Annotated in this window: 17 protein-coding genes; 10 read left to right on the forward strand and 7 right to left on the reverse strand. The window is 53.8% G+C overall.

Features of this window, described 5'->3' with window-relative positions; all coding sequences use genetic code 11:
• Positions 1–16: 16 nt before the first annotated feature.
• Together minD and minE are read left to right on the forward strand one after the other, a co-directional pair.
• Positions 17–829: a septum site-determining protein MinD gene (gene minD, locus FY046_RS00895; protein WP_062746173.1), complete on the forward strand. Its 813-nt coding sequence runs from the start codon at positions 17–19 to the stop codon at positions 827–829.
• A 3-nt stretch (positions 830–832) separates the two neighbouring features.
• Entirely contained in the window at positions 833–1,108 is a 276-nt protein-coding gene (gene minE, locus FY046_RS00900) for a cell division topological specificity factor MinE (RefSeq protein ID WP_133841840.1), read from the forward strand.
• 54 nt (positions 1,109–1,162) lie between these two features.
• Here the strand turns inward: minE and rnd are convergent, their stop codons facing one another.
• The 5 genes from rnd to FY046_RS00925 all read right to left on the reverse strand — a co-directional run bounded on the left by rnd (position 1,163) and on the right by FY046_RS00925 (position 7,620).
• Positions 1,163–2,272: a ribonuclease D gene (gene rnd, locus FY046_RS00905; RefSeq protein WP_133842141.1), complete on the reverse strand. Its 1,110-nt coding sequence runs from the start codon at positions 2,270–2,272 to the stop codon at positions 1,163–1,165.
• Between the two features lie 120 nt (positions 2,273–2,392).
• Positions 2,393–4,078 carry a long-chain-fatty-acid--CoA ligase FadD gene (gene fadD / locus FY046_RS00910; protein WP_446185603.1) on the reverse strand — a complete coding sequence of 562 codons (1,686 nt, stop codon included), beginning with the start codon at positions 4,076–4,078 and terminating at the stop codon, positions 2,393–2,395.
• A 216-nt stretch (positions 4,079–4,294) separates the two neighbouring features.
• Complete coding sequence (locus tag FY046_RS00915; RefSeq protein ID WP_133841838.1) at positions 4,295–4,891, reverse strand: Slp family lipoprotein; 597 nt, start codon at positions 4,889–4,891, stop codon at positions 4,295–4,297.
• A gap of 58 nt (positions 4,892–4,949) precedes the next feature.
• Positions 4,950–5,651: a tRNA (adenosine(37)-N6)-threonylcarbamoyltransferase complex dimerization subunit type 1 TsaB gene (gene tsaB / locus FY046_RS00920; RefSeq protein WP_133841837.1), complete on the reverse strand. Its 702-nt coding sequence runs from the start codon at positions 5,649–5,651 to the stop codon at positions 4,950–4,952.
• Positions 5,652–5,700: 49 nt separating this feature from the next.
• Complete coding sequence (locus tag FY046_RS00925; RefSeq protein ID WP_159336542.1) at positions 5,701–7,620, reverse strand: ATP-dependent DNA helicase; 1,920 nt, start codon at positions 7,618–7,620, stop codon at positions 5,701–5,703.
• A gap of 132 nt (positions 7,621–7,752) precedes the next feature.
• Between FY046_RS00925 and FY046_RS00930 the strand changes: the two genes are divergently transcribed.
• The gene (locus FY046_RS00930) at positions 7,753–8,097 is read left to right on the forward strand and encodes a RidA family protein (RefSeq protein ID WP_133841835.1); all 345 of its coding nucleotides are present in this window, start codon (positions 7,753–7,755) and stop codon (positions 8,095–8,097) included.
• 36 nt (positions 8,098–8,133) lie between these two features.
• On the opposite strand, the gene FY046_RS00935 is transcribed toward FY046_RS00930, so the two are convergent.
• A complete protein-coding gene (locus FY046_RS00935) occupies positions 8,134–8,364 on the reverse strand; it encodes a YoaH family protein (RefSeq protein WP_133841834.1) in 231 nt (76 codons plus the stop codon).
• Positions 8,365–8,480: 116 nt separating this feature from the next.
• On the opposite strand from FY046_RS00935, the gene pabB reads away from it, so the two are divergent.
• The 4 genes from pabB (at position 8,481) to FY046_RS00955 (ending at position 13,770) form a co-directional block, all read left to right on the forward strand.
• Positions 8,481–9,848, forward strand: coding sequence for an aminodeoxychorismate synthase component 1 (gene pabB, locus FY046_RS00940; protein ID WP_446185604.1), 1,368 nt, complete (start codon positions 8,481–8,483; stop codon positions 9,846–9,848).
• Positions 9,838–10,410: a CoA pyrophosphatase gene (locus tag FY046_RS00945; protein WP_133841832.1), complete on the forward strand. Its 573-nt coding sequence runs from the start codon at positions 9,838–9,840 to the stop codon at positions 10,408–10,410. Before pabB ends, FY046_RS00945 begins: the two co-directional genes overlap by 11 nt.
• Before the next feature lie 192 nt (positions 10,411–10,602).
• On the forward strand, positions 10,603–11,967 hold the full coding sequence (locus tag FY046_RS00950) for an L-serine ammonia-lyase (RefSeq protein ID WP_133841831.1): 1,365 nt from the start codon (positions 10,603–10,605) through the stop codon (positions 11,965–11,967).
• 240 nt (positions 11,968–12,207) lie between these two features.
• Entirely contained in the window at positions 12,208–13,770 is a 1,563-nt protein-coding gene (locus FY046_RS00955) for an EAL domain-containing protein (RefSeq protein WP_133841830.1), read from the forward strand.
• 81 nt (positions 13,771–13,851) lie between these two features.
• On the opposite strand, the gene FY046_RS00960 is transcribed toward FY046_RS00955, so the two are convergent.
• Positions 13,852–15,414: a TerC family protein gene (locus FY046_RS00960; RefSeq protein WP_159336538.1), complete on the reverse strand. Its 1,563-nt coding sequence runs from the start codon at positions 15,412–15,414 to the stop codon at positions 13,852–13,854.
• Between the two features lie 517 nt (positions 15,415–15,931).
• Here FY046_RS00960 and manX point away from each other — a divergent pair.
• Genes manX through FY046_RS00975 form a run of 3 tightly spaced genes read left to right on the forward strand, consistent with a single transcriptional unit; the run spans position 15,932 to position 18,613 of the window.
• Positions 15,932–16,891, forward strand: a complete 960-nt coding sequence (manX, locus tag FY046_RS00965) for a PTS mannose transporter subunit IIAB (protein WP_167863789.1) — start codon at positions 15,932–15,934, stop codon at positions 16,889–16,891.
• Between the two features lie 57 nt (positions 16,892–16,948).
• A complete protein-coding gene (locus FY046_RS00970; RefSeq protein WP_133841827.1) occupies positions 16,949–17,749 on the forward strand; it encodes a PTS mannose/fructose/sorbose transporter subunit IIC in 801 nt (266 codons plus the stop codon).
• 15 nt (positions 17,750–17,764) lie between these two features.
• Positions 17,765–18,613, forward strand: coding sequence for a PTS mannose transporter subunit IID (locus FY046_RS00975; RefSeq protein ID WP_133841826.1), 849 nt, complete (start codon positions 17,765–17,767; stop codon positions 18,611–18,613).
• Positions 18,614–18,661 lie beyond the last annotated feature (48 nt).

Raw genomic sequence — 18,661 nt, forward strand, 5'->3', positions numbered from 1 at the left:
TTAAGGAAATTATTTTATGGCACGCATTATTGTTGTTACATCGGGTAAGGGAGGCGTGGGTAAAACCACGTCCAGCGCGGCCATCGCTACCGGTTTGGCGCAGAAAGGGAAAAAAACTGTCGTTATCGACTTTGATATCGGCCTGCGTAATCTGGATTTAATCATGGGCTGTGAGCGCCGCGTGGTGTATGACTTCGTTAACGTCATCCAGGGTGATGCCACGCTGAACCAGGCGTTAATCAAAGACAAACGCACTGAAAATCTGTTTATCCTGCCAGCCTCTCAGACGCGTGATAAAGATGCGCTGACCCGCGAAGGCGTGGAAAAAGTGCTGGATGACCTGGCGACCATGGATTTTGAGTTCATTGTCTGTGATTCACCGGCGGGCATCGAAACCGGTGCGCTGATGGCGCTCTATTTCGCCGATGAAGCGATTATTACCACCAACCCGGAAGTCTCTTCTGTACGTGACTCCGACCGTATTCTCGGCATTCTGTCCTCTAAATCACGCCGCGCTGAAAGAGGCCAGGATGCAATTAAAGAACACCTGCTGCTGACCCGCTACAATCCGGGACGCGTGAATCGTGGTGATATGCTGAGCATGGAAGACGTGCTTGAGATTCTGCGTATTCCTCTGGCCGGCGTTATCCCGGAAGATCAGTCAGTACTGCGTGCCTCGAACCAGGGTGAGCCCGTGATCCTGGATGCCGAATCCGACGCAGGTAAAGCCTATGCTGATACTGTTGACCGCCTGCTCGGAGAAGAACGCCCCTTCCGCTTCATTGAAGAAGAGAAGAAGGGTTTCCTGAAACGCCTGTTTGGGGGATAAACCATGGCCTTACTCGATTTCTTTTTATCCCGTAAAAAGAGCACAGCCAATATTGCCAAGGAACGGCTACAGATTATTGTGGCGGAGCGCAGAAGGGGCGATAGCGAGCCCCACTATCTGCCACAGTTGAAAAGGGATATTCTGGAAGTGATCTGTAAATACGTGAAAATTGATCCGGAGATGCTGACTGTGAAGCTGGATCAAAAAGATGATGATATTTCTATTCTCGAACTGAACGTAACGTTACCGGAAACGGAAACGGAAGAAGCACCGAAATGATCTTCTCCTGCTCATGATTTTCCCCTGCTATGGTGCAGGGGAAAATTGCAGGATTTAGTGTGCCGCTAAAATGTCAGCAATCCCGTCTTCAAGTAATGTCCCCCGCCAGCCATCTACCAACTCCGGTTTACCGGCCTGTGGCTTCAATTTCCAGTGCCAGTTCAGCAACTGATTAATCTGACGACGCGATGCCAGCAACTCCTGGCTGACGCCATGCTGCTCCGCCGTTTCTGCCACCAGGGCTTTCAGACTTTTGAACACCTGCTTGTAGTTCGGGTAATCGATGAGATTCGGCACCGCTTCCGGCAGCTCATCTTCCCCGAGCGCATTCGCTTCAGCGACCATCGCCACCAGCGCCTTACCGTGGAAACGGATCTCCTGCCCCGGCAACCCCAGATGATCAAGCTCGCCAAGGGAACCCGGCATATAGCGTGCGACCTTCCACAGGTTCTCTTCACGCACCACAAAATTCACTGCCATATCTTTTTCGCGGGCCAGCGTCAGACGCCATGCCGCCAGCAGGCGCAATGCAGCAAGCTGACGCGGACGCAGTTGCCACGCATTGGCGATCTCGCGATACGCTTCCTGCGGGTCAACCACGGTGGTACGGCGCTGGCACAGCAGACGACACTCATCCAGTGCAGCGGCCATTTGCCCGGCGTCTTCCGTTTCTGCCACCAGCTTGACGGCAATCGGTAGCAGATAGAAAACATCGGCTGCAGCATAAACGCACTGCTTTTCCGTCAATGGACGCGCGAGCCAGTCAGTGCGTGATTCGCTTTTATCCAGCGCGATCCCGGTGAAGGACTCTACGATGGTTGCAAAACCGCAGGAGAGCGGGCGGCCGCTGAACGCGGCGAGGATCTGTGTATCAATCATCGGCTGCGGCAACACCCCAAACTCATGCTGGAAGACTTCAAGATCTTCACTGCCGGCATGCAGATATTTGACGACCTGCTGGTCCATCAGGAGGTCACGGAACGGCGTCCAGTCGGTAATCGGCAAAGGGTCAATCAGCGAGATGGTTTCACCGTCAAACAGTTGTATCAGACCCAGTCGCGGGTAATAGGTGCGGGTGCGAACAAATTCAGTATCCAGCGCCAGAGCAGGAACCTGGCGGGCACGCAGACAAACCTCAGCCAGCGCGTCATTAGTGGTGATCATGATGTAATTCAAAATAGCGTTCTCTCGCCACTGGCGGATGATGCCGGTGGTCAACTGTAATGGCGCAATAAAAATGCCGGGTAACCCGGCATGATAGATATCGGCAAAAAGCAACGCCCCTCAGTCTAAAGGGGGTTGGGCTTTTATCGCTTCCTCGCGCAGTTCACGGCGCAGGATTTTGCCGACGTTGGTTTTCGGAAGCTCATCCCGAAACTCAACAATTCTGGGTATTTTATAGCCTGTCAGATGCCGCTTGCAGTGGATGATAAGCTCTTCTTTGGTCAGTGAATCATCTTTTTTCACCACACAAACTTTCACCGTTTCGCCCGCCACATCATTTGGAACACCGATGGCGGCGGCTTCACGTACTTTCGGGTGCAGCATCAGGACATCTTCAATCTCATTAGGATAAACATTGAAACCGGAAACCAGAATCATATCCTTTTTACGATCGATAATACGCAGGAAACCTTCGTGATCAACGGTAACAATATCACCGCTGCGAAGCCATCCATTTTTTAAAACTTCATCGGTCGCATCCGGGTGCTGCCAGTAGCCCAGCATGACCTGCGGCCCTTTTATGCACAACTCACCCGGCTCCCCTTCTGGCACTTCATTACCGTTATCATCCACCAGCATAATATCAGTAGAGGGAACCGGCAGGCCAATGCTGCCGTTGTGGCACTGAATATCATACGGGTTCACTGAAACCAGTGGGGAACATTCGGTCAGACCGTATCCTTCCAGCAGATAGTGACCTGTCAGCTTTTCCCAGCGTTCGGCAACCGCTTTTTGTACCGCCATCCCGCCGCCTGCGGATAACGTCAGCGTGGAGAAATCCAGCTTATTAAAGGCATCATCATTGAGCAGCGCATTAAACAAAGTATTCACCCCCGTAATAGCGGTGAAAGGATGTTTACTCAGTTCTTTGACCAGCCCCGGAATATCACGCGGATTGGTGATAAGCAGGTTAGCCCCCCCCAGTTCGATAAACAGCAGGCAGTTCACTGTGAGGGCGAAGATATGATACAGCGGCAATGCCGTTACCACGGTTTCTTCACCCGCTTTCAACAGCGAGCCGTAGGTGGCTTTTGTTTGTTCGAGGTTTGCCTGCATATTCCGGTGGGTCAGCATTGCCCCTTTCGCCACCCCGGTGGTCCCACCGGTATATTGCAGGAAAGCGAGATCGTCATTAATGATCGTCGGTTTGACATACTCCATCTGCGCACCGTTTTGCAGCGCCTGACGGAAAGATATCGCACCGGGAAGATAGTATTTCGGCACCATCTTTTTAATATACTTCACCACGAAGTTAACCAATGTCCCCTTCGCAGGCGAAAGCTGGTCACCCAGGCGGGTGAGGATTACATGCTTCACTGTTGTCTTCGCCACCACTTTTTCCAGCGTATGGGCGAAGTTAGAGACAATCACAATAGCGCTGGCACCGCTGTCATTGAGCTGATGTTCCAGTTCTCGCGGGGTATAAAGCGGATTGACGTTAACCACGATCATTCCGGCACGAAGAATGCCAAACAGCGCGATCGGATATTGCAGCAGATTGGGCATCATCAGTGCGATACGGTCGCCTTTCTTTAGCCCTAATCCCTGTTGTAAATAGGCCGCAAAGGCCCGACTGCGGTCATCGAGCTGCTGGAAAGTAAGACTCTTCCCCATATTGATAAACGCCGTTTGCGTAGCGTAACGCAATACCGCGTGTTCAAACAGATCGATTAAAGAGCCATAACGATCAGGATTAATCTCCGCCGGAACATCCGCCGGATAACGGTTTAACCAAACCTTATGCAAGGAATCACCTCGAAAATGATAATTTGTCGTCATCGCAGCCTCAACCTTTCAGCGCCTGTTAACATTATTTTAACTCAGCGTACCAGTTTGCTCAGGTCTCTATTGAGAGGTTGCGAAGCCCATCACTAAATTTCTCTCATCCTGAGAGAATCAATTAAAAAAGGCCTATCCGCTGATATCCAGCGGATCTGCCGTGTCTCTTTTATACGATACGAATTATGGGGTAAGAATGGTCTGCACCTGAGCGGGACCGGGATTGTAGTAACCCCAGGGAGCGGGGCCCCAGTAGCCTCCGCGATGGCGGCCATAGCCTGGACCGTACCAGATCCACGGATCAATTGGCTGCGGCGGGGTAACGATCTGCTGGGACATATGCCAGCGCTGATAGCCTGTGACCTTGATGACCACAAAGTTATACTGCGCATCACCAATTTTGCCTTTCTCAGTCCCGCTAATAGTGCCGACAACGGTGACCATCTGCTGATTAAAATCGACCGGATCGACAAAGCCGTTCACATCGGCAAAAATGCGGCCAATAGACGGTGAACCCAGCGTCGGCCTGGCGCCTTCATCGAGGGGCATTGCGGCAATCTCCAGGCGTGTCATCCCGTTACGATTGTCCACCTTGAGGACCTTACCGCCAAAACGTGACTCCTGGCCAATAAACAGCTCAGGAGCATTCAGCACTCGCGCCAGATCCTGTTGCGGGGTCTCTGAATGCCCTTTTATCGAATCAGGCACGGTAACACAGCCGCTTAATACCAGCGATGCTAAGAACAGAACACTGCACTGCCAGACACTGGATTTACGCATAGAAACTCCCCCATTGTTATGCTACTTCGACTGCTACCGATTCAAATAGTTGCTGCCACTACTCGCGGCCCGGTAATTTTTTCCATGTCACTTCATTACGCAGATAGGTCGGTTCAGCATGTTCGGGGGCGACGGTCATACCGGCTGCCAGCGCCTGTTGTGCCAGCGGCAGCATATCTTCGGCGCAGGGCAGCGTCACATCTGATAACGTCAATGCCAGCGCGCTGTTTTCTGCCAGCTGCGGCCAGGCTTGCCAGCCGGTGCCCACACAGGCCCACTGCCCGCTCAGCGCTGCCATCCGCGCCGCTGCGGCATCGGGTTTCAGCACGGCTTCTGTTTCTTCACCCTGCCAGTTGCCCTGCTCATCACGCTGATATTCGGCCCAATACACTTCGCCCATCCGCGCATCAATCGCCGCCAGAACACGGCTGGCACCGTGCAGACGCCAGGCGCTCTGCGCCATGGTTTTCAGTGTCGACACGCCGATTAACGGCAAGTTTGCCCCCAGCGATAACCCCTGAGCAATGCCGATGCCAATACGCACACCGGTAAAACTGCCGGGCCCGCGGCCAAAGGCCAGCGCATCCAGGTCCTTCAGCGCAACGCCGCCTTCCTGCAAAATTTGCTGCACCAGCGGCAGGATGCGTTGCGTATGTTCCCGGGCACAAAGTTCAAAATGTGCCAGCAACCGATCTTCATTCAGTAGTGCGACCGAACAGGCTTCCGTTGCCGTATCAATGGCTAAAATTCGCGTGGACATACTAACCTCAGGGGAGAAAATTTTCGGCGCGCATCATAGCACATCGCCGTTAGATTAATGACTGCTGCGTCGTTGACTGGAGAAAGTCCACGGCTTTTTGCAGATCGCGCGTGCGCGGCGTTGGCGGCAGGCTGTTAAGAAATACCGCCCCGTAAGGGCGCATCACCAGACGATTATCACAGATCACCAGCACGCCACGGTCGTCAACGTCACGAATCAAACGTCCCACACCCTGTTTAAGCGCGATCACCGCATCGGGCAGTTGGACGTCGTCAAACGGTTCACCGCCCCGGACTTTACAGTCTTCCATGCGGGCTTTCAGCAACGGATCCTCTGGCGAGGTAAACGGCAGCTTATCGATAATCACCAGTGATAATGCATCGCCACGCACGTCCACCCCTTCCCAGAAACTGTTCGTCGCCACCAGCAGTGCATTGCCTGCCGCAACAAACTGCTTGAGGATCTGTCCTTTGCTGGTTTCCCCCTGGAGCAAAACAGGAAGCGTCATGGAGGCGCGGAACTCGGCCGCCAGCTCACGCATCACCTGGTGTGACGTACAGAGGAAGAAGCAACGGCCATTATTGGCTTCAATCAGCGGTTTCATCATTCTGGCCAACTGGCGGGCACCGCCAGGCTGATTGGGTGAAGGCAGGTTACGCGGCACACAGAGGAGCGCCTGGCGGGCGAAATCAAACGGGCTGTTGAGGATCAACGTCTCCGCCTTCCCCACGCCAAGCCGTTCAACAAAGTGTGTCATCTGTTCATTCACCGCCAGCGTCGCTGAGGTAAATATCCAGCTCGCCGGGCGTTCATCCATCACTTCACGGAAACGGTCGGAAACGGAGAGCGGGGTCAACGCCAGTACAAAATTACGCGCGTTACATTCATACCAGTAGCTGAAACCGGGCTGCGTGGTGTCTTTCAGGCGTTTCAGGCGCCCGCGATAAAGTGACGCACGTTCGAATGCCGCATCCAATAACGCAGAGCGCCCCAGTGAGAGTTTCGCCACGTCGTAACACAGTTCAAGTGCATCATCCAACAGCAGCAGGGCACGCTGGATCTGCGGGTTGCTCAGCAGCTCTCGCAGGTTACCGCGAAAACCGGGATCGCCTAATGACAGACGAAAATCCTGAGTGCTTTGCGCCAGGCGATCGGCCGACTTCTGGAGCTGCTGCATATCACGGACTTCGGTGCGGTAGGCAATGGTGATGTCTTTCGCCAGATCGAGCAGCTGGCGGCTGGAAAGTTGTTGCCCGAAATACTGGCTGGCGATATCCGGAACCTGATGTGCTTCATCGAAAATCATCACGTCGGCATCGGGGATCAGCTCGGCAAAGCCACTCTCCTTCACCACCATATCGGCCAGGAACAGATGATGATTGACCACCACCACATCAGCATCCATCGCTTTACGTCGCGCTTTCACCACAAAACAGTCTTTATACTGCGGGCAGTCACTGCCCAGACAGTTATCGTTGGTGCTGGTGACCAGCGGCCAGATGGTGCTGTCTTCCGCTACGCCACCGCAGGTGCTGATATCACCATCCACCGTTTCGTTTGACCAGCCGCGGAGATGAACGAGATCGCTCATTGCCTGCACCGCCAGCTCGCCCCCGGCCATCGACTGCTGCTCCAGTCGCTCCAGGCAGAGATAGTTGGACCGCCCTTTCAGCAGCGCCATGATGCCTTTGAATTTGAGCGCCTTCGCCACCGTTGGCAGATCGCGGCTGTAGAGCTGATCCTGCAACGCTTTTGATCCGGTCGAGACGATCACTTTTTTTCCCGAACGCAGCGCCGGGGCCAGATAGGCATAGGTTTTCCCCGTACCGGTTCCGGCTTCCACGACCAGCTCACTTTTGCTGTCAATGGCACGCGCTACCGCAGCCGCCATCTCACGCTGAGGTTCACGTGGCCTGAAGCCGGGAATCGCCTGCGCCAGAGCGCCATCTGCTGCAAAATCGTCTACCACATACCCTCACCACCTGGTTAAAACGACAGTGATTATGGCAGTATCCGCCAGCGCACTCCACCCTTTAGATGACAGGCACCGCTAATCTGTGCCAGTCTGTCGCGGTTTTGAGTGCATTTAAAAGGAGCCAGCATGACCATTGAACGTATTGATCCTGAACATCGTATGTCCGAAGCCGTTATACATAACGATACGGTGTATTACACCAGCGTGCCGGAAAATCTGGATGACGATGCTGAAGCGCAGACGGCGAATGCCCTGGCGGTGATCGATAAACTACTGACTCGCGTCGGTTCAGACAAAAGTAAGATTCTGGATGCCACCATTTTTCTGGTGAATAAATCGGATTTTGCGGCGATGAATCGCGCGTGGGATGCGTGGGTGTCTCCAGGTAACGCACCGGTGCGCTGCACAGTGCAGGCCAACCTGATGAACCCGAAATATCTGGTCGAAATTAAAGTGATTGCTGCCAGGTAATGCTTTCCCCCTGCCGGGCTGGCAGGGGTTAACCACTTATTCGTCGTACTCTTCTTCTTCGTCGTCGTGGTTGTTGTCACCCATGTAATCTTCTTCATCTTCATCGAACATCACCGGAACATTGCCGCCAGTGTGGTTCTCACGGATTTCAGCTGCCACCAGGCCAATCGCCTCGCCGCTGCTCATTCCCTCTGACATCAGCTTATGAATGCGTTCAACCGCGTCCTGCTGCTGTTCGTGTGATAACGCGGGTAATCCTGTAGACATAGTGACTCCTGGGGTGATTTGCGGTGCGGATTATTCCACGGGCGACAAAGAGATGCCAGCAGCATAAAAATATGTCACGCTTGGCGTCTCATTGAAATTTTCTCTGCTGAAGAACCATGTCGCCTGTTTATCATCTTCTTAAGTATACGCCAGATGCCGTTGAGCATCATTTTGCCCGCCTGTCCCATCGGCCCTGGGCGATGCTGCTGCATTCCGGTTTCGCCGATCACAGTGATAACCGATTCGATATTATGGTCGCTGACCCCCGGGTGACGCTGACCACGCGCGGTATGCAGACCGTGATTGAACAGGATAGCACCCGCCGCGTTAGCGAAGACGACCCGCTGGCGCTGCTCCAGCAGCAGTTAACAGCCTGCGGATTACAGGCGCAGCAGCATGATGACCTGCCTTTTCAGGGTGGCGCACTTGGCCTGTTTGGTTATGATCTGGGCCGCCGTTTTGAGCGAATACCCACGACGGCCGAGCAACAGCTGACCACACCGGATATGGCGGTGGGCATCTATGACTGGGCGTTAATCGCCGATCATCACAAGAAGACGCTAACGTTGGTGGTTCAGGGCGACCTCGCAGCGCGTCTGGCGTGGCTGGATGCCGGGCAGACAATACCAGCGGAACCTTTCCAGCTCACCAGCGCGTGGCAGGCAAATATGACGCGTGAGCAATACGGCGAAAAATTTCGTCAGGTGCAACAGTGGTTACTGTCCGGTGACTGCTATCAGGTCAATCTGGCGCAGCGCTTCGCCGCCCGCTATTGCGGTGATGAATGGCAGGCCTTTTTACTGCTGTGCCGTGCTAACCGCGCGCCGTTTAGCGCCTTTATCCGTTTGCCAGGCAGCGTGCTCCTCAGTCTTTCTCCGGAACGGTTTATTAAACTGCGCCACCGGCAGATTGAAACCCGCCCGATTAAAGGCACACTCCCCCGCCTCGCGGACCCGGTTGCCGATCGCCTGCAAGGCGAGAAGCTGGCGCAGTCGCCGAAGGATCGCAGCGAGAATCTGATGATTGTGGATCTGCTGCGCAATGATATCGGTCGGGTAGCAACGCCGGGCAGTGTCAACGTCCCTGAGTTATTTGTCGTCGAGCCTTTCCCGGCAGTACATCATCTTGTCAGCACCATTACCGCCGTGCTGAAGCATGAGCTGACCGCCTGTGATTTACTGCGCGCCTGTTTCCCCGGCGGCTCCATTACCGGCGCACCAAAAGTACGGGCGATGGAAATTATTGAAACGCTGGAACCTCAACGGCGTAATGCCTGGTGTGGCAGTATCGGCTATATCAGCGTCTGCGGGCGGATGGATACCAGCATCACCATTCGCACCCTGATTGCTGAAGACAGTACGCTATATTGTGCTGCCGGCGGCGGTATTGTCGCCGACAGCGATGAAGCCTCTGAGTATCAGGAGACGTTTGATAAAGTGAATCGCATTTTGCCCTGCCTGGAGTCACCGCCTGATGAACGCTGAGCATCCATCACTCACGCGCTTTCTGACGCGTTTCATGCTGCAACCGCCAGAGGCAGGCCAGCGCAATTTGCCTCGTCGACAGGCTGCAGTCCTGGTGCCGATTATTGCGCATCCTGAACCGACGTTACTGCTGACACGTCGCGCCGCGTCACTGCGCAAGCATGCGGGCCAGGTGGCTTTCCCCGGAGGCATGATGGACAGCAGCGATGCTTCTCTGGTGGCTACCGCCCTGCGTGAAGCGCAGGAAGAAGTCGCCATACCGCCCGATGCTGTGCGGGTTATTGGCGTGCTGCCCCCGGTGACCAGCAGCACCGGTTTTCAGGTCACGCCAGTGGTTGGCGTGCTGCCGCCGGGTCTTAACTGGCATGCAAATGAAGATGAAGTGGAATCGGTATTTGAGATGCCGTTGCGTGAAGCGCTGCGTCTCGGGCGTTATGCGCCGTTGGATATCCAGCGCTCAGGACAGATGCACCGCGTCTGGCTTTCATGGTTCGATGACTACTTTATCTGGGGTATGACCGCCGGAATTATTCGCCAGTTGAGCCTGCAAGTGGCTAAATAACGATAAACAGGCTAAAATACAGCCATTAGTTGCTTCAAAAAGCGCCTTTACATTATTTTTCACCAGATTATTGCCACATGGCGATCCAAATCACTGCAATACGGCGTTTTTTCATTTATATTTCACGCAAATTGTGGGTACCCGAAATCTTCTCCCACTGCGTGATTAAAAATCCTCCAAGGAGCGTACAACGTGATTAGCGTTTTCGACATGTTTAAGATCGGCATTGGCCCGTCAAGTTCTCATACGGTTGGCCCAATGAAAGCCGGCAAACAGTTCGTCGACGATCTGGTGAACAATCGCCAGCTCTCTTCGGTGACGCGTATTGCTGTCGATGTCTATGGTTCTCTGTCCCTGACGGGCAAAGGCCACCATACCGATATCGCCATTATTATGGGGCTGTCTGGCGCCTCGCCGGAAAGCGTTGATATCGATGCTATCCCTGCCTTTATCCGTGATGTCGAAGAGCGCCAGCGCCTGCTGCTGGCCAGCGGTGCCCACGAAGTTGATTTCCCACGTGAAGGCGGCATGGTGTTCCGCAGCGATAACCTGTCGCTGCATGAGAATGGCATGACCATTCACGCTTTTGCTGGCGACCTGCGTATCTACAGCAAAACCTACTATTCTGTTGGCGGCGGCTTTATTGTTGACGAAGAGAACTTCGGTAAATCGGTGGTGAATGAAGTCGCCGTTCCTTATCCGTTCAACTCGGCAAAAGAGATGCTGGCCCACTGCCAGATGACCGGACTGTCGCTCTCCGGCATGATCATGAAGAACGAACAGGCCGTGCACAGCCGTGCCGATATCGAGCGCTATTTCACCGATATCTGGCAGACGATGCGTGAATGTATCGATCGCGGGTTGAACACTGAAGGCGTGCTGCCAGGCCCACTGCGTGTACCGCGCCGTGCTTCGGCGCTGCGCCGCCTGCTGGTGTCCTCTGATAAAATGTCCAGTGACCCGATGATTGTCATCGACTGGGTCAATATGTTTGCTCTCGCGGTGAATGAAGAGAATGCGGCCGGTGGCCGTGTTGTGACGGCACCGACTAACGGCGCATGCGGCATCGTCCCTGCGGTACTGGCTTACTATGACCACTTTATTGAGCCCGTCACCCCTGAAATCTTTACCCGTTACTTTATGGCCTCTGGCGCCATTGGCATTCTGTATAAAATGAACGCCTCTATCTCCGGCGCGGAAGTCGGTTGCCAGGGTGAAGTGGGCGTTGCCTGCTCCATGGCGGCGGCGGGTCTGGCAGAACTGCTGGGGGCTAGCCCGGAGCAGGTCTGTGTGGCGGCGGAAATCGGCATGGAGCACAATCTGGGGCTGACCTGTGACCCGGTTGCCGGACAGGTGCAGGTGCCGTGCATTGAACGTAATGCGATTGCCTCGGTAAAAGCGATTAACTCCGCCCGTATGGCGATGCGCCGTACCAGCGAAGCGCGCGTCTCACTCGATAAAGTGATCGAGACCATGTACGAGACGGGCAAGGATATGAATGCTAAATACCGCGAGACATCGCGCGGTGGACTGGCGATAAAAGTCCAGTGTGATTGATTCATCAACGCCACCTCCCCGGTGGCGTTTCTTTTTGCGCCATTCAGCAAAAATAGTTTAGCTCCCGGCTATCGCCAACAGCAGGAAATAGCTAAAGTGTTTTGGCGTGTCTTGTGAGAGTAAGTTCCTGTTTTTGAGCCATTCAGCTTTTCTCTTCAACACTACTAAACTTAATGCCTCAGTTGCCGATAATTGGTATTCGGTCTCTATATACGCGTCTTGATCTAAGGGTGGTTACTGATGCAAATGTCCCAGGAAGTATTCGGACAGTTTCGCCGTAAGCGGTTACTCATCGCTGCGGTTGTTGCCGCGTTGGTGCTCATTCTCACATTAACCTTCCGTTTTATGGAAGAGAAAGGCCGAATAGAGCAGCAGTCGCGCACATTTGCCGATAATGCCATCCAGCGTTTTGATCGCATGTTTTCGCCACTGGATGTGGCGGCGAATAACACCATTGGTCTGGTAGGGCTCACCTGTGGTGAAATCCGTTTCCCACTGATTGAGAAACTGGCGTCATTACAGACGGTCAGATCCATTTTATTGGTCGATGAAGACCGGATTTATTGTTCGAGCATTTATGGCAGTTCGGATATTCCATTTACTGATAACTACCCTGAACTGGCGGTGAATAACCAGCGAATGCTGCTGGCGGTGGATGAGCATCTGATTAAGGGGTCTCCGGTATTATTGTTCTGGACACCGCGTTCGCTGGATAACCGTTCAGGTATTATTCAGATCATCAACATTGAGCTGATGACCAACTATCTGTTGGAGCCAACGCTCCCCTGGGTAGAACGCGCCATTTTCAATGTCGGAGGGAAGAGTCTCGAATACGGCAACCCAATGATCGAAACGGCGGTGCCATCGGAAGATGAAGTCAGCTACGAAGAATCGTCGTTACGTTACCCGTTCTCTATTACACTTTTTGGGCCATCCCCTTCCCGTCTGGCATTGATGACGGTACCTTCGCAACTGCCACTGGCGCTGCTGTTAAGTTTACTGATGGGATACATTGTCTGGCTGGCAACCGCCAACCGCATGAGTTTGTCCTGGCAAATCAGCTATGGCATTACCGCACGTGAGTTTATGGTTTACTGTCAGCCGCTGATCAACGCTCGCAGCGGCGCCTGCGACGGTATTGAACTGCTGTTACGCTGGCATAATCCCCGTCAGGGATGGATACCGCCGGATGTGTTTATCCCGCTGGCTGAACGGCAGAATCTGATTGCTCCGCTGACACGTTTTGTTATCAGCGAGGTGGTTCGCCATCTGCCCGATTTGCCTGGCTGTAAGTCGTTCCATATTGCTATCAACGTTGCAGCTAGTCACTTCCACGATCGGGCGATTATTGATGATTTACAGCGTCTGTGGTGGCCGGCAAACCCGAAACCTCAGCTTATTGTTGAGCTGACAGAGCGTGATTCACTGCCGGTTGTTGATCAGCGCGTCGTCTCCCATCTGCATAAGATTGGGGTCAAACTGGCTATTGATGACTTTGGTACGGGGCACAGTTCGCTCTCCTACCTGAAGACACTCAGCCCGGACGTGCTCAAAATCGATAAGGTGTTCACAGCGGCGATTGGAACAGATGCGATTAATGCGACGGTGACCGACATGGTGATCTCGCTGGCGCAACGGCTGAATATCAGCCTGGTAGCCGAAGGGGTGGAAACCGCAGAGCAGGCGGCTTATCTACGTGAGAAAGGCGTGGATGTGTTGCAGGGTTACTTCTATGCCCGCCCGATGCCATTAGGGGATTTCCCTGACTGGTTGGTGAATCATGAAGAAACACTGGATGCCTGATCGAAAACGGGCAGACCTTTGCAGGTTCTGCCCGTAACAATATTGTTAAGGGGCGCCCGGTGAAGACCTGGCGCCCTTTTTTTATTGTTCGTCTTCGTCGTGCTCATCGCGCTGTTTCGTCACACGAACCAGGTCAATGCGATAATCAGTGGCTTCGATAATCTGAAAGCGCAGTGGCAGTAGCTCAATGACTTCACCAGGCTTAGGTAACTGCCCTTTCTGCTCAATCAACAGACCCGCCAGCGATGCATGATCGTCTTCCGGCCTTACCAGTTCCTGCGTATCCAGCAACTGCTGCAGCGAGTGCAGATCCGTACCGCCTTTCACCAGCCATCCATCACCATCTGCGATAATATCCGGGGTTTCATCTTCGTCGGGGAATTCACCCGCAATCGCTTCCAGCACATCCAGCGGCGTAATCAACCCCTGCACCACACCGAACTCATTGGTCACGACCACAAAGCTGCCTTTGGCGCGGCGCAGCACGCCCAGCAGATTCAGCGGGTCAAGCGTCTCCGGCACGATAATCGGCGGTGTGCCCGAGGCAAAGCTGGCAACATCAATACCATGATCGAGGGCAACCAGCAGCTCTTTGGCACGCACCACGCCGATGATTTCATCCAGCTCTCCACGACAGACCGGGAATAAGCTGTGCGGCGTGTCCAGAAGCTGGAGGCGAATTTCGTCCATCGGGCGCGTTGCATCCACCCAGGAGATCTCACCGCGTGGCGTCATAATGCTGCGTACGGAGCGTGAAGCCAGCGTCAGTACGCCATTAATCATGTAACGCTCTTCGTCTTTAAACGCTTCCTGCGGCATGATCGCGGCAACTTCGCTACTCTCACTGTTGTGATTTTCGCTCTGGCGGCGGCCCCCCATCAGGCGCTGAATCGCCTCAGCGGTACGCTCACGCATTGGTCGTCTTTCCTGATGGCGCATAAAGTTATGGCGCGCAATCTGGTTGAACAACTCAATCAGGATTGAGAAGCCAATCGCGGCATACAGGTAACCTTTTGGTATATGGAAACCAAAGCCTTCTGCCACCAGGCTGAGACCAATCATCAGCAGGAAGCTCAGACACAGCACCACTACCGTTGGGTGCGCGTTGACGAAGTTTGTCAGCGGCTTAGACGCCAGCAACATCACACCCATCGCGATCACCACGGCCGTCATCATAATCGCCAGGTTGTTTACCATCCCGACCGCTGTGATCACGGCATCAAGCGAGAACACGGCATCAAGAATAACGATCTGCACCACTACTGCCCAGAAACTGGCATAACCTTTATTCCCGCCGGCGTTCATGTCGCGGTTTTCCAACCGTTCATGGAGTTCCATCGTGGCTTTGAACAACAGGAAAAGTCCCCCGAGCAGCAGAATAAGGTCGCGTCCGGAGAAGCTGAACTCGCCAATGCTAAACAGCGGGGTGGTTAACGTCACAATCCATGAAATCAGCGACAGCAGTCCCAGACGCATAATCAGCGCCAGCGACAGGCCAATAAGACGCGCTTTATCGCGCTGCTTCGGTGGCAGTTTGTCAGCGAGGATGGCAATAAAGACCAGGTTATCAATACCCAGCACGATCTCAAGAACGATGAGCGTGAAGAGACCTGCCCAGATTGAGGGGTCTAAGAGAAATTCCATGACAGACTCCGGAAAAAGGAACGGCAATACGCAGCAGACGTTCGAATGAGCGTGCAGCAGGGATGACAACAAGAGGAATGTACGGTTACGTCAGGAGACGTTAAAAGCGGTACCGGAAAGCCCGGCGGCATCATTGAGCGACTTCGGTGACAGTCCATAGGGAGGGCTGAGGCCCGTTACTCCTGTATTGAAAAAGGATCCCTACTCTATCAGGTGAAACATGCGCGTCAAAATAATTTCTTACACTCCCGCGGCGTGCTGCACATTTCTGGATAATGTTTCATCAACGTTCCAGAAATCGCGATTAACGTCTAAATAGCTGAGCACCGTCACATAATTTATTTTTTCGCGTACTAAAATAATTCCCGTTACTACGCTGTGTGTTTAAAGGCGCTGATACATTCTCACCGCGCTGCACTAAAAGTTGGACCTCAATCATACTGGATGCAACAGGATTCAGGTGAACCTCGCGCGGCTTGCAGACAAAGCCGTTGCCAACTGATACAGGAGGTAGCAAGTGACTATTGCTATTATGATTGGCACGCACGGCTGGGCAGCAGAGCAACTGCTGAAAACCGCCGAAATGCTGTTAGGGGAACAGGAAAATGTCGGCTGGATCGACTTTGTCCCCGGGGAAAACGCCGAAACGCTGATGGAGAAATACCAGGCGCGGCTGGCTGAGATGGACAGTACGCAGGGCGTGCTGTTTCTGGTTGATACATGGGGAGGCAGCCCGTTTAACGCCGCCAGCCGCCTTGTTGTCGATAAACCAGGTTATGACGTTGTCGCCGGGGTCAATATTCCGATGCTGGTCGAAGTGCTGATGGCACGTGACGATAACCCCACGTTCGATGAACTGGTCGCACTGGCCGTTGAAACCGGGCGCGAGGGCGTCAAAGCACTGAAAGCCAAAGTTCCTGAAGCCACGCCTGCCGCTATAACGAAAGCCCCTGCCGCTCCGCAGGCTCCTCTTCAGCCCGGTGAGCATATGAAAATCGGGCTGGCACGTATCGATGACCGCTTGATCCACGGGCAAGTTGCCACACGCTGGACCAAAGAAACTAACGTCACACGTATTATTGTCGTCAGTGATGAAGTCGCCGCCGACAACGTCCGTAAAACGCTTCTCACTCAGGTTGCCCCACCCGGCGTTACCGCTCATGTGGTGGATGTCGCCAAGATGATCCGTGTGTGGAATAACCCAAAATATGGCAAAGACAAAGTCATGTTGTTATTTACCAATCCCACCGACGTTGTTCGCCTGGTCGAAGAAGGTGTGACGATCCCCTCAGTGAATATTGGTGGTATGGCATTTCGTCAGGGGAAAACCCAGGTGAATAATGCTGTCTCGGTCGATGCCAAAGATATTGAGGCGTTTAAAAAACTCAACGAACGCGGTATCGAGCTGGAAGTGCGCAAAGTCTCCAGCGATCAGAAACTGAAAATGATGGACCTGATCGGCAAAATAGCTCAGTAGCCCGTGGCCTGATGTTTCAGGTTGAACTCCGTTCTGGCATTAAAGAGGAAAAGTGTAATGGAGATTACCACGCTGCAAATTGTTCTGATTTTTATCGTCGCCTGTATTGCAGGTATGGGATCAATCCTCGATGAATTTCAGTTCCACAGGCCATTAGTGGCCTGTACGTTAATTGGCGCCGTTCTCGGCGATATGAAAACAGGCATTATCATCGGTGGTACGCTGGAGATGATCGCGCTGGGCTGGATGAATATCGGTGCCGCCGTGGCCCCGGATGCCGCACTGGCGTCTATCATCTCGACCATTCTGGTTATTGCGGGTGGGCAGAGCGTGGGTGCTGGTATTGCCCTTGCTATCCCGCTGGCAGCAGCTGGTCAGGTGCTGACCATCATCGTGCGTACCATCACCGTTGCCTTCCAGCATGCGGCCGATAAGGCAGCCGAAAAAGGTAATTTAACCGCTATCTCATGGATCCACGTCTCTGCGCTGGTATTGCAGGCGATGCGTATCGCCATCCCGGCACTGATTGTTGGCGTCTCTGTGGGCACCCACATCGTGCAGGAACTGCTGAACTCGATCCCAGACGTGGTCACTAACGGCCTGAATATTGCCGGTGGCATGATCGTGGTGGTGGGTTACGCGATGGTGATTAACATGATGCGTGCCGGTTATCTGATGCCGTTCTTCTACCTCGGTTTCGTGACCGCGGCATTCACCAGCTTCAACCTGGTTGCGCTGGGCGTGATTGGTGTGGTGATGGCCATCCTGTACATCCAGCTGGCACCGAAATATAACCGTGTTGCTGGTGCGCAGGCCTCAGGCCCGGCGAATAATGACCTTGATAACGAACTCGATTAAGGAAAGGTGAGAGAAATGGTTGATACAACTACCACTACGCAGAAGAAATTAACACCAGGCGACATCCGCGGTGTGTTCTTACGCTCAAACCTGTTCCAGGGTTCGTGGAACTTCGAACGTATGCAGGCGCTGGGATTCTGTTATTCCATGGTGCCGGTGATCCGCCGTCTGTATCCGGAGAACAACGACGACCGTAAACAGGCGATCAAACGCCATCTGGAATTCTTTAATACCCATCCCTACGTTGCCGCACCCGTGCTCGGCGTAACGATGGCGATGGAAGAGCAGCGTGCGAACGGTGCCGCCATCGATGATGCCGCGATTAACGGTATCAAGGTGGGCCTGATGGGGCCGCTGGCCGGCGTGGGTGACCCGATCTTCTGGGGAACCGTGCGCCCGGTATTTGCGGCACTGGGTGCGGGTATCGCCATGAGTGGCAGCCTGCTGGGCCCACTGCTGTTCTTCGTACTGTTTAACCTGGTGCGTTTACTGGTACGTTATTACGGCGTGGCTTATGGCTACCGCAAAGGGGTGGATATCGTCAGTGATATGGGCGGCGGCTTCCTGCAAAAACTGACTGAGGGGGCGTCCATTCTCGGCCTCTTTGTGATGGGGGCGCTGGTCAACAAATGGACCCACGTTAACGTGCCGCTGGTGGTATCGAGGATCACTGACCAGACCGGAAAAACTACGGTCACCACTGTGCAATCCATTCTTGATCAGTTGATGCCGGGCTTAATTCCGCTGCTGTTGACCTTCGGGTGTATGTGGCTGCTGCGTCGCAAAGTCAACGCATTGTGGATTATCATGGGGTTCTTCGTGATTGGTATTTTCGGTTACTGGGTCGGCCTGCTGGGCGTTTAACAACGTATCACTAAACGCTAAATCATTCGAGCCCCCTCCTGGGGGCTT

Source organism: Erwinia sp. 1181_3 (assembly GCF_052824965.1).